Genomic DNA, 13291 nt, shown 5'->3' on the forward strand with positions numbered 1-13291 from the left:
TTAAAATTGAACTTATTACAAATATAGTGTTTATTTGTGGAAAGATAAAACTAATTCTAATAAATTTTCAATAGAAGTAACTCTTACTGAATCTTTTCCCGGATAATTGAAGACAAAACTACCATCCCCTTTCAAATCTCCTGTCTCAATATAGATCTCCGATTCAATATTACGGTTTGCCAAAATACCATTTCGCTGGAGTGCTTTACGCACCATAGCATATTTTTGGCCATGTCCCACCAGTCTTATTTGGAAAGTATATTCATTATCTACCCGGAACAAGCCTGTCTCCAAATCGAACACAATTCCTTTACGTGCGAAGAAGTTACTAAGACTACCATTCAAGGAGAGATCTTCAGGAGTACCAATTGTCACTCCGTTCACTTTATCCATTAACCAGATTTTATCAGCTATCTGCAAGGCTAGTTCCAAATCGTGGGTAGAAAGAAAAATTGTTTTATCCGTCTGACGACTTAAATGATGCAGCAATTGCATCATTTCTACTTTACTGGGAAAATCGAGGAAAGCAGTGGGCTCATCAAGATAAATAACAGGAGTTTCCTGGGCAAGCGCCTTGGCTATCATCACTTTTTGCCGTTCGCCGTCACTCAAAGTATGAACCATGCGATGCGTTAAATGCGGAATACCCACTAGGGTGATGGAACGCTCCACCACTTCTTTATCCTCTTTGGAAAGCGTTCCCCAAAAACCTGTATACGGACTACGTCCCAAACCTATCAACTCTATGACAGACATATTGCGAATATCACATTTTTCCGTCAAAACCACACTGATAACTCGTGAAAGCTCTTTATCTGTATAATCGCCAATTTCTTTTCCCTGTATACTTATTTTTCCATCCAATTTGGGCTGAAAGGCTGACAACGTGCGGAGCAGTGTAGACTTCCCCACTCCATTAGCACCCAACAAGCAAGTCAATTCACCACTATTAATATCAGCACAAATGCCACTTGCTACTACTTTCACATCTCCTTTTCCGGGATATCCGATAGAGAGATTGTCTATATGTATAGTTCCTCTATTCATTTATTTCTCCTTTTCTTTTTCTAAAAAGTACGGAAGCTACTACCGGCGCACCAACCAAAGCAGTTACAGAATTAACGGGTAAAGCTCCTTCAAATCCCGGCATGCGGGCAATCAAATTACAAACTAATGCCAAGGCTGCCCCTACCAGCAGAGTAGAAGGCATCAATATCCGATGATCAGAAGTATGAAAGATTGCACGGCACAAATGAGGCACTGCCAATCCCACAAACATAATCGGACCGCAATATGCAGTCACAATTGCGACCAATACCCCGGAGCAAGAAATGACCAACAATCTAGCCCGCTTAATATTCAGCCCTAAATTACGTGCATACCCATCCCCCAAAAGTAATAGATTCATTGTCTTTATCAACAAGAAGGATAAAGGCAACAAAACAAGCATAATACACACAAATAATATCATTTGATCACCAGAAACACGGGCAAAACTACCTAATCCCCAAATAACGTATGCCCGAATGTCTTCTTCTACACTGAAATATTTCAATACACCGATTACAGCACTTGCTACATATCCTATCATTACGCCGATAATAAGCAGCGTCACATTTCCTTTTACCTTTTGAGAAACATAAACGATAAGTGCCATTACAGCCAATGCGCCGATAATAGCAGCAATAGATAAGGCAACCTCACCCATATATCCTAATCGGCTCAACGCCACTCCGCCCATAGCACCGGAAAGAAGTACTACGCAAGCTACTCCCAAACTGGCTCCTGAACTAATACCGAGAACAGAAGGACCTGCCAATGGATTACGGAACACCGTTTGCATTTGTAGTCCACTCACCGAAAGCCCCGCTCCTGCTACCAATGCTGTCAATGCCTGTGGCACACGCGATTTCCAGATAATATTCTGCCAAATAATAGATTCATCCGTATTTCCCCACAATATATTCCACACAGAACGGAACGGAATATGAACAGATCCTAAAAGCAGATTCAGTAGAAAAAACAGAAAGATAGATGCCAATAACAGCAACATTAATAGAATTGTTGGCCTTTTCATCATTTCAGACGCTCATAGTAAGTGGGTTGATAATCAGGTAAAAGGTCGGGATGAAAAGCATGAATCAAATCTTCCAATACAACTTCAGGTTCCATTGGCATACTTTCATAGAAAGGCTTCTCACGCATGTTACAATAAACCACCCCTTTTTCACGAAATGCACGAAAATCGGCATAACGAGGATCAAGAGATTTTAAAGCATCATACGTAAATGTACCATCATAGCTGTTGACAATTCGCCAAAAATCGGCGCTTTCTGCTTGACTGTATACGGTCTCAAAATCCAAAGTAACACCTCCTGAACGAGGATCATCTTTCAAAAAATAGTCTGCACCCGCATCACGGAAAAGCTCGGCAAGGAAACTCTTTCCACCCACGGCGTACCAATTACCACCACGTATTTCACCACTAAAGACAACAGGACGCTTCTTTACATTGGCGGCCATTCCTTTCAATTCATTATACCGCTTCTCAATAGCTTTAAACTTGACATTCGCTTCCGCCTCCTGACCAATAAACATACCCACAAATTTAATCCATTCTGCCTGACCGAGCGGAGTCATTTCTTTATATCCCAAATGTGGAACCAATGGTATGCCTATTTCACGCATGGCATCATAGCCACCACGTTTGAAAGGAGAAATAAAGATAACACCCGGATTCATGCTCATAACCACCTCATTATCAAAATTTCCTTCAATGCCGATTTTAGCGGTTTTACCCGATTTTAACCGTTCATTCATCTCTTGGTTGAAAAGATGGCGTGTACTGGTTATACCTACTATATGGTCACATGCTTCCAAGCGAATAAAATTGGAGAGTTGTAAGGAAGTCATACAAATAGTTTTATCTACGGGAGTTTCTATCACCGTATAATCAGCAGGAAGGTCAACAGGTTTCGTTCCTTTGGGTACTAAAGCATAATGAAAAGTATTACTACTTTCTTTCTGAGGATCCTGTATGTCCACCAATCGGATATGATCAGAAAGATATTTTACTGTATAACCTTTTGCATATAAAGGAACGATTGTAGTAGTTGAATCAGATATAGCATTTGCAGTAGAAGTAGTTTCAGCAAATGATTGTTTGGGCTTTGAGCCACAAGCTGTTAAACACAATACAAAAAAGAGAACTGTGGCGATAACCGATATTCTAGTCATGATTAGTTGAGCTTTAAAAAGAATTCGAGTGCAATATTCGGCAATTTTGGGGAGATACACAAACCCATCTCCAATTAATTACCGGATATTACACCCAAATGATCAAAAACTCATCAAATCATTCAATGCTTCACTCATACTAGGGTGGGTAAAGATAAAATCTCGTAGAAAAGTATACTCTTGTCCAGTCTTCATTGCCATAGCTATCAAATTGATAATTTCACTGGAATCCGGTCCAAACAATGTACAACCAACTATCCTATCAGTATTTGCATCCACTACAACCTTGAATAAACCATTGGTATCCCCCAAAGTTCTGGCACGTGGAATAGCAGCTACCGGCAATTTATTCACCTTTATATTCATACCCTTCCTTAGGGCATCCTCCTCGCTCATGCCAATACGTGAAAGCGGAGGATCAATAAATACCGAATAACTTACGGGATCTCTATCGGAAACTTTACGTTCACCGGCTCCGAACAAATCTTCACGTAAAATTCGGTAGTCATCCAAAGAAATATAAGTAAACTGTAAACCACCTTTCACATCACCGATGGCACGAATATTCGGATTAGTAGTTTGCAAATGTTCATTTACTATGATAGCCCCCCGTTCATTAACTTCAACGCCGGCTTTTTCCAAATTCAATCCTGCTGTATTCGGACGGCGCCCGGTAGCTAACAAGACAGCATCAGCTTCTATTTGAAATTCTTCATTAATAACTGCATCCTTATAAATAATAATAGAATCTTTTATGGACTGCACCTGTGCATTCAAACGAAAAGTAATGCCTTTCTGCTCTAAAACCTGCTGAACGCTCGCTGCAATATCACGATCTTCTCTCGAAATCAATTCCGAATAACCTTCAAGTACAGTCACTCTGGAACCAAAAGAAGCATACATGGAGGCAAATTCCAAACCTATATATCCACCACCCACAATAACCAAATGCGACGGTAACTCGGTTAATTCCATAATAGTAGTACTGGTATACACTTTCGGATTACCCACAACTCCTTCAATAGACGGAACAGTAGTTTCCGCACCGGTATTAATAAATATCTGTGAAGATTGTAGTTGTAGAGTTTCCTCTCCTATCTTTACTTCTACAATATCAGGATCGGCAAAAGAACCGATACCGGTATATACCGATATATGAGGATTATCAGCAAGATTATGATAATTCTTTTGACGCAAGAAAGAAGTTACATCCTCCTTAGTTGCAATAGATTGGCGATAATATTCCTTCTTTTCTTCCCACGAAGCATTTTTATCGGCCAATTTTGCCGCATGTACTAAGGTCTTAGTCGGAATACAACCTATGTTGATACATGTACCTCCATACATTTTATCCGAACGTTCTATCATAGCAACTGAATGATTCCGCTTTGCCAGTTCAGCAGCTAGCGTCTTACCGCCTTTTCCGAATCCTATGATAATGGCATCATACTGTTTCATTATTCTATTTCTTTAGTTGATTCAATACTCTTTTTGCACTGTCTGACAATACAACAATAGCTCCGGCAAGAATAGCCGTATCCTTAATAACCAGACGTCCTGCTCCTGTTAACAATGGAAAACCATGCTCTCCGCTTCCTAAATCGGGTACCCACACTTCAGGAGTTGTCACAAGGAAAGAGAGCGTGCCAATAGTCATGATGATAGCTAATGTAGCACCTATCAATCCTATTTTAGGAGAGAAAACACCTAGAAATGTAAGAATACCGATCGCCATAATGAGAATACCTAAACCATGAGAAAAGCCGTACGTATTATTCTCTACATGCCATTGGTGTTTCACTTCGTTAAACTCGCCCTCTTTCAGTTTATATTCTTTATATTCCGGCGCATTTTTTGTATAGAAGAAGCTCATAAAAGGACTATTGGCAACAAAAGGTACTATACCTTCTGCTTCATAATTCCAGAATTTCAAACCTCCAATCCATAGAAAAATAATTAATATAGATACGCGGATTAAATTGATTCCCAACTTTTGAGTAGAAGCTGCAATGCTCAGAGCAGACATAAACAGGTTTTGCAATTTTGTTTTCATTTTTATTCTTGTTTTAGTTAGTTCTTAAAACGACTTATTTTTTGTTTTTGCAAAGTTCCCTGTTTTTCGTCATGCACAAAATAGCAATTATTCCGCAATAGTTGGCAATTCTTCCCGTTGTACCCTTTTTTTATAATCCGAGACACTTTCTCCTGCCATTTTCTTAAAGAAACGACTAAAAGTAGCCAGATCTTCAAAGCCTAAAATGGCACCAATTTCTTTAGCGCTCTTATTGGTATATAGCAGTAATCTCTTAGCCTCTGCCTCTATCCGTTCATGAATAACCTTCAGTGGAGAAGGAAGTCCGCAAGATGCAAACAAATTGGAGAGTGTTTTAGGAGAGCGGCAAAGAATATCGGCATAATCCTGTACCTGCTTCTTCTCTTTAAAATTCTGATCTACCAATACATAATATTGACGGATTATATCGAATGTTTTTTCATTATCCCCTGCCACATCAAACTTCTGACGGGCAATACGTGTACAGGTTATGATGAAACGTTTCAGTACAATCCGTAGCATTTCTTCCTGAAGATTATCTTCTACGGCAGACTCCTGACGGAAAATTCGAACAATATCACGTAAGTTATAGGATTGTTCCTCTGAAAGCTTCAAGCGCATTATTTTAGACGAACCATAGAAAAGAAAACCATTACACGACACCTCATTATCATGACCGTAAATACAATAGAAATTGCTATTGAATACAAAGGTTAAGTATTCACCTTTCACTTCTATTACTTCCAAATGATGCAAAGGGGTTAACGTAACAATTTCATCTTTAATAAGGCACATTGGGATATGATCTACCTCGATTGACAAAGTGCCACTCTGTACCCAAATAAATTTGTATAAGGTTTTATCGCGTTTCAAAGATGTATTTTCATGAAAATGGTAAGTCATGGCTATATTACCATCTAAACGGGTATTGAATTGGTAGTCCATAAATAGTTTTATTTGATAGAATTCAACAAAGATAAACAATATCTTGCTTACTACCGATTATTTACTCACTTTTGCACCCGCATTATCTTAATTTTATTTTTAATTCCAAACATATAAATAAAATGCATCCAATAACATTTGTATCTCTCGGTCCCGGCGAACCGGAACTAATTACTATAAAAGGATTGAAAGCTTTACAAGCAGCCGACTACATTTTTTGCCCCGAAACCCAAACACGGGACGGACGCACCGTTTCGCGTGCAGCTGATATCATGCAACAACTGGATATCCATGAAAGCAGTATTCATCGCTTTGCTCTTCCTATGAGCAAACAACGTAAAAATGCAATGGACGCTTATGACCGGGTTTACGAAGAAACACTCCTGCTATATAAGGATAATAAAAAAGTATGTATCGTTGCCGAGGGAGATGCCGGATTCTACTCTTCCATACACTATGTCTTCGACAAACTGCAAGCAGACAACATTCCCGTAACACATATAGCAGGCATTCCAGCTTTCATAGCTGCCGGTGCATTAGGAGGATTACACGTTGCCAGCCAAGAAGAGCGCCTGACTGTAATTCCCGGTATTACCACAGTCGAAGAAATTGAGAAATTGATTAGTGAAAAGAGTGTAATTGTTATTATGAAGCTATCGCAATGTGCTGACGAAGTACACCGTTGTATCCGTTTGCATCCAGAATACAGTTACCACTATTTTGAGAATATAGGTACTTCGAATGAAAAATACCTGAACGATAACAAGCAAATCGAGGCTTTGTCCTATCCCTATTTTTCATTGTTAATCATCCGTTCTGATACCTTTTGAGACTGATTTAATACATTTTCGCACACTGTAAGTACTAATTTCATGAAAATAGGCTACCTTTGTCCCCGTTGAATATAAAAAAGATAAGAACATGAAGAAACTCGTTTTTTATATGATGATGATGGTCTTGAGCATTAGCTATGCATCTGCACAAGCTAAGGCTGACATTAAGTTTGATAAGACCACACATGATTTCGGTACATTCTCCGAAAACAACCCGATTGTAAGCTGCACATTTACGTTCAAAAACATAGGTGATGCCCCATTAGTAATTCATCAGGCTGTAGCATCTTGTGGATGCACGGTTCCTGAGTATACACAAGAGCCCATCTTACCTGGAAAATCAGGAACGGTCAAAGTGACTTATAACGGTACAGGCAAATATCCGGGACATTTCAAAAAATCCATTACTTTGCGCACGAATGCCAAGACGGAAATGATGAGATTATTTGTAGAAGGCGATATGACAGCAAAAGATGCGAAATAAGCGTTTTTACAGTATAGAATGAAGGAGAATTTTTCAATTCTCCTTTTTTTTTGCTTTCTTTGTCTCAAAAGTAGAAATAGATTGATTAATAATATATCTAATTGCATAAAATCGAATCATAAAAACATAAAACTACAAAATCATGAAGCAAGAAGAAGATCAATTTACCGGATTACCGGAAAATGCATTTCGTGAACTAAAGCCAGGTGAGGTATACAATCCCTTAATGAGTCCTGATAAAAAATATCCGGAAGTAAATGCTTGGTCAGTCTCATGGGGTATTTGTATGGCAATCCTCTTTTCAGCTGCCGCAGCCTATCTGGGACTTAAGGTCGGGCAAGTATTTGAAGCAGCCATCCCCATCGCCATCATTGCCGTAGGAGTATCCGGAGCGGCAAAGCGTAAAAATGCACTTGGCGAAAACGTCATAATCCAGTCTATCGGCGCCAGTTCGGGCGTTATTGTAGCAGGAGCTATTTTCACCTTACCTGCTTTATATATTCTCCAAGAATCCTATCCCAAAGAAATCACCGTAACCTTCACACAAGTATTTATCAGTTCTCTGTTGGGAGGTGTACTGGGTATTCTATTCCTGATTCCTTTTCGAAAATATTTTGTAAGTGACATGCATGGTAAATATCCTTTCCCCGAAGCCACAGCAACTACACAAGTGCTCGTTTCCGGAGAGAAAAGCGGCAGTCAGGCAAAACCTTTGCTGATGGCAGGTATTATCGGTGGTCTTTACGATTTCATTGTAGCAACATTCGGTTGGTGGAATGAAAACTTCACTACCCGTGTCTGCGGTTTCGGCGAAATGGTGGCAGAAAAAGCAAAGTTGGTATTTAAAGTAAATACGGGTGCTGCCGTTCTTGGTTTGGGTTATATTGTCGGATTAAAATATGCATCAATCATTTGTGCCGGCTCGCTTGCAGTATGGTGGATTATTATCCCCGGAATGTCAATGATTTGGGGAGACAGTGTATTAAATCAATGGAATCCTGAAATTACGGCAACTGTTGGATCCATGGCACCGGAACTAATATTCAAATATTATGCTAAAAGTATCGGTATCGGAGGCATTGCCATGGCCGGTATTATCGGTATCATCAAATCATGGGGAATCATTAAGAGTGCTGTAGGATTGGCTGCTAAAGAAATGGGTGGTAAATCTAATATAGAAGCTTCTGTGAAGCGCACTCAACGGGACATCCCGATGAAGATTATTGCCATTGGTTCCATTATTACTTTGATATTGGTAACGTTGTTCTTCTATTTTGATGTTATGCAAGGCAATTTGTTGCATACCATTGTAGCTATTGTATTGGTTGCCGGTATTGCTTTTCTTTTTACTACTGTTGCCGCTAATGCTATTGCCATTGTAGGAACAAATCCGGTTTCCGGTATGACCTTGATGACTTTGATCCTGGCATCTGTAGTTATGGTAGCTGTTGGTCTGAAAGGTCCTGAAGGTATGGTTGCTGCACTTGTAATGGGAGGCGTTGTTTGTACGGCTTTGTCTATGGCAGGTGGCTTTATTACGGATTTAAAAATCGGTTACTGGCTGGGAAGCACACCAGCCAAGCAGGAAGCATGGAAATTCCTTGGAACCATTGTTTCTGCTGCTACTGTTGGAGGCGTAATGATTATCCTGAATAAGACATACGGTTTTACCAGTGGACAACTAGCAGCACCGCAAGCCAATGCAATGGCTGCCGTTATCGAACCATTGATGAATGGTGTAGGTGCTCCATGGTTACTATATGGCATTGGTGCTGTGCTTGCCATTGTATTGAACTTCTGTAAGATTCCGGCACTGGCATTCGCTTTAGGTATGTTTATTCCGCTGGAACTGAACGTTCCATTGGTAGTGGGTGGTGCCGTCAATTGGTTCGTAACCAGTCGTAGCAAAGACTCTGCTCTCAATACAGAACGTGGCGAAAAAGGAACATTGCTGGCATCCGGATTTATTGCCGGCGGTGCCCTGATGGGAGTAGTCAGTGCAGCTATGCGTTTCGGGGGTATCAACCTTGTCAACGATGCATGGGTACAAAACTCCTGGTCTGAAGTACTGGCACTCGGAGCTTACGCCCTTCTGATATTATATTTCATCAAAGCCTCAATGAAAGTCAAATAACTTGCTAAATGATAGAACGATCATGAAGAATCTTCTTATTTTATCTTTCTTAGTAATAACAACTATGTTATCTGCACAGAAACCCATTGAACTACCATTATGGCCCAACGGTGCTCCTAATAGTAACGAATTGAAAGATGAGGAGCAAAGCGGTGAAGGATGGGTTTCTAATGTTACCAAGCCCTTTATCAAAGTTTTTCCTGCAAAGAATCCCAATGGCATGGCTATAATTATGTGTCCCGGAGGTGGATATGGCGGTCTTGCTATGGATCATGAAGGTTATGATATGGCACCTTGGTTAAACACGCAAGGCATTACATACGTGGTGCTGAAATACCGTATGCCGAATGGTCATTATGAAGTTCCCCTTTCTGATGCCGAACAAGCCATACGTCTTGTACGCGAACATGCAGCAGAATGGGGCATTAATCCACAACGTGTCGGTATAATGGGAGCATCTGCAGGTGGACATCTGGCTGCTTCTCTGGCTACTCTTTACAGTAGCGAGAAGACACGCCCTGATTTCCAGATACTATTTTATCCTGTCATCTCCATGTTGAAAGGTGTAACCCACGGAGGTTCCCGCAAGAATCTTATCGGAGAAAATCCATCACAAGAACTGGAACAGAAGTATTCTCTCGAAAGACAAGTATCACCACGATCTCCGCAAGCTTTCATCATGCTTTCTTCGGATGATGATGCTGTACCTCCTATCAACGGAATAGGTTATTTCCTTGCTCTTCGCGATCAAAAAGTACCTGCCAGCCTGCATGCATATCCTACAGGCGGACATGGCTGGGGATTTCATGATAACTTTACTTATAAACGCCAATGGACCGAAGAATTAGAAAAATGGTTGCGTGACGGACTTGTATTCTCTAATAACCAATAATATGAAATTTACATTATTACTCACTTTCCTGGCATTTCCTCTTATGCTTATAGCACAAGAGGGACGCTACGAGCAGATAACTAATCCCAAGCTGACAAGCATCAACAAGGAGGCTCCTCGCAGTACTTTTACCTCCTATACCACAGAGACTGATGCTATTATCAACGACCGCACAAACGGTACCTTCCGTTTGTCTCTCAACGGAAAATGGAAATTCAGCTATGTGGAAAACTTTACTGATCGTCCTACGGATTTTATGAATGAACGTACAAACGTTAATCATTGGCCGGATATCAATGTACCTGGTAATTGGGAACTACAGGGTTTTGGTACACCCATCTACGTGAATACGTCATACGAGTTCTGTTCTCCCGGATATGCCCCTTATTGGGATAAGCCCAATCCTCCTTATGTTCCCAAGGACTGGAACCCTACCGGCACTTATCGCCGCGAGTTTACCCTTTCAGGAGACTGGGACAATAAAGAAATTTTCCTGAGTGCCGATGGAGTACGTGGAGCAGCATTCTACTACCTAAATGGTAAGTTTGTGGGAATGAGTAAAGACGCCAAAACTCCTACCCGCTTTAATGTCTCTGCCATTGCCAAAAAAGGGAAAAATATCATAGCCATACAAATACACCGTTTCTCTGACGCCAACTATCTTGAATGCCAGGACTTTTGGCGTATAAGTGGCATTGAACGGGATATTTATATCTATGCACAGCCTCAAATTCATATAACGGATTTCAAGGCTGAAACTCCATTGGATGATTCCTACCGTGACGGTGTCATAAAGTTGAAAGTCAAACTGACAAACGAAACCGGACAAAATACCCCTGTTGTAGTAGGATACCGACTATTGGACAGCAATGACCAACAAGTAGCCCAATCTTCTACCCAAATAATGGGTGACCAGACTGAAGTAGAATTTACGAAGAAGACCGTTAGTGATCCTCAAAAATGGACTGCTGAGACTCCTAATCTTTATACTCTCGTTATCAGTTTGAAACGTCCCAATGGTGATGTGATTGAAGCAACCAGTTGTAAAGTTGGTTTCCGCACGGTTGAAATCAAAGACAAACAACTGTTGGTCAATGGTAAACCTATTCTGGTTAAAGGTGTGAACTACCATGAACACAATGAATTCACAGGTCATTATGTTTCAGAAGATTTGATGAAGAAAGACTTTGAACTCTGGAAAAAGTACAATGTCAATACAGTTCGTACCTGCCACTATCCACAACAAGAACGTTTTTACGAACTTTGCGACCAATATGGTATCTACGTAATAGACGAAGCTAACATTGAAAGCCACGGTATGGGTTATGATCTACGTGTAGGCGGAACTTTGGCAAACAATCCACTTTTCATGAATGCTCATATTGATCGTACTATGAACATGTACGAACGTGATAAAAACCATCCTTGCATCATCACCTGGTCTTTGGGTAACGAAGCCGGAAACGGACTGAACTTCTATGTTACTTATAATACTCTGAAGATGCTCGATAGCCGTCCTATTCAATACGAACGGGCTGGCTTGGAATGGAACACGGATATTCATTGTCCGATGTATTCCTCCATTGAATATCTTGAAAAGTATGCCCAAAACAAAGAAATGACTCGTCCTCTTATTCTCTGTGAATATGCCCATGCCATGGGTAACAGTCTCGGCAACTTTCAGGATTATTGGGATGTTATTGAGAAATATCCTATCCTTCAGGGTGGATGTATCTGGGATTGGGTTGACCAAGGCTTTGCAGCCAAGACTGACAATGGACGAAAATACTGGAAATATGGTGGTGATTACGGTGAAAACGGAACTCCTTCCGATGGTGATTTCTGCATAAACGGTATTGTTTATCCCGACCGCAGCATCAAACCGCAAACAGAAGAGATGGGAAAAGTCTATCAAAACATCAAATTCTTTGATTTTGATAAACAGACTTGTACCGTAAAGATCCGCAATGATTTCTCTTTCACCAACCTTAATAGATATGATTTCTACTATATCATCCGCGATCATGGAAAAGAAATCTATAAAGGAAATATTGAAAAGGTTAACGCTGCACCGGGCAAAACAATTACCAGTGGTTTCTTAAAAGGTATTCCAAAAGAGAAATATACTACAGGAGATGTACGTATCGAATTCTATGCAGCTATACATGCTCCTGAACCATTTCTACCTACCGGTACGGTAATTGCTCGTGAACAGACCTATATTCATACCTTCTTTAAACCAGAAGCACCGGCTCAGAAACTTGCCACATCTCAGGATGCCACTACACAAATCACGTTCTCTGGTCCTGAATTCAAAGCTACGTTTGATAAACAAAGTGGTTTACTGGTATCTTATCAGTATAAAAAACAAGAGTACATTTTAGACGGTCAAGGTCCCCGCCCCTATTTCTGGCGTGCACCGACAGACAATGATTATGGAGCACAATTACCTGTTCGACTTAAAGTATGGAAGGAAGCCAGCTATCAAGATCTGAAAGCAGAAAGTTTCAATGTATCCCAAGGAAATGATTCCACTACAGTGAAGGTGGCCTATCGTTTCCCGCAAACAGATGCACAATGGAATATCACTTATAAGATATATGCTAATGGTATTATCAAAGTCAATAACCAATTCATTGCAGAGGGTAACCAAGCCCCTATGATACCACGCGTTGGTTTGAGAATGCAGTTACCGGAGACATTTACGACTTTG

Annotated in this window: 11 protein-coding genes; 5 read left to right on the forward strand and 6 right to left on the reverse strand. The window is 40.5% G+C overall.

Translation table 11 applies throughout. The features are described from left to right. Positions 1–30: 30 nt before the first annotated feature. The 6 genes from Q1W14_RS01915 to Q1W14_RS01940 all read right to left on the reverse strand — a co-directional run bounded on the left by Q1W14_RS01915 (position 31) and on the right by Q1W14_RS01940 (position 6235). On the reverse strand, positions 31–1047 hold the full coding sequence (locus tag Q1W14_RS01915) for an ABC transporter ATP-binding protein (protein WP_300698728.1): 1017 nt from the start codon (positions 1045–1047) through the stop codon (positions 31–33). Next, a complete protein-coding gene (locus tag Q1W14_RS01920; RefSeq protein ID WP_300698756.1) occupies positions 1040–2077 on the reverse strand; it encodes an iron ABC transporter permease in 1038 nt (345 codons plus the stop codon). The genes Q1W14_RS01915 and Q1W14_RS01920 overlap by 8 nt, the downstream gene beginning before the upstream one ends. After that, entirely contained in the window at positions 2077–3237 is a 1161-nt protein-coding gene (locus Q1W14_RS01925; protein ID WP_300698730.1) for an ABC transporter substrate-binding protein, read from the reverse strand. The genes Q1W14_RS01920 and Q1W14_RS01925 overlap by 1 nt, the downstream gene beginning before the upstream one ends. 102 nt (positions 3238–3339) lie before the next feature. Further along, positions 3340–4695: an FAD-dependent oxidoreductase gene (locus Q1W14_RS01930; RefSeq protein WP_300698733.1), complete on the reverse strand. Its 1356-nt coding sequence runs from the start codon at positions 4693–4695 to the stop codon at positions 3340–3342. A 4-nt stretch (positions 4696–4699) separates the two neighbouring features. Continuing rightward, on the reverse strand, positions 4700–5290 hold the full coding sequence (locus Q1W14_RS01935; RefSeq protein WP_300698735.1) for a DUF417 family protein: 591 nt from the start codon (positions 5288–5290) through the stop codon (positions 4700–4702). Positions 5291–5377: 87 nt separating this feature from the next. Then, entirely contained in the window at positions 5378–6235 is an 858-nt protein-coding gene (locus tag Q1W14_RS01940) for a helix-turn-helix domain-containing protein (RefSeq protein ID WP_300698738.1), read from the reverse strand. A gap of 122 nt (positions 6236–6357) precedes the next feature. Between Q1W14_RS01940 and Q1W14_RS01945 the strand changes: the two genes are divergently transcribed. From Q1W14_RS01945 to Q1W14_RS01965, 5 genes are all read left to right on the forward strand, one after another. Next, a complete protein-coding gene (locus tag Q1W14_RS01945; protein WP_300698741.1) occupies positions 6358–7065 on the forward strand; it encodes a precorrin-2 C(20)-methyltransferase in 708 nt (235 codons plus the stop codon). Between the two features lie 91 nt (positions 7066–7156). Beyond that, entirely contained in the window at positions 7157–7552 is a 396-nt protein-coding gene (locus tag Q1W14_RS01950) for a DUF1573 domain-containing protein (RefSeq protein WP_300698743.1), read from the forward strand. 142 nt (positions 7553–7694) lie between these two features. Beyond that, the gene (locus Q1W14_RS01955; RefSeq protein ID WP_300698748.1) at positions 7695–9686 is read left to right on the forward strand and encodes an OPT family oligopeptide transporter; all 1992 of its coding nucleotides are present in this window, start codon (positions 7695–7697) and stop codon (positions 9684–9686) included. Between the two features lie 22 nt (positions 9687–9708). Continuing rightward, a complete protein-coding gene (locus Q1W14_RS01960) occupies positions 9709–10578 on the forward strand; it encodes an alpha/beta hydrolase (protein ID WP_300698751.1) in 870 nt (289 codons plus the stop codon). 1 nt (position 10579) lies between these two features. Next, on the forward strand, positions 10580–13291 hold a 2712-nt coding region (locus tag Q1W14_RS01965; RefSeq protein ID WP_300698754.1), incomplete at its 3' end, for a glycoside hydrolase family 2 TIM barrel-domain containing protein.

It is taken from the genome of Bacteroides sp. (assembly GCF_030151085.1).
GTDB lineage: Bacteria > Bacteroidota > Bacteroidia > Bacteroidales > Bacteroidaceae > Bacteroides.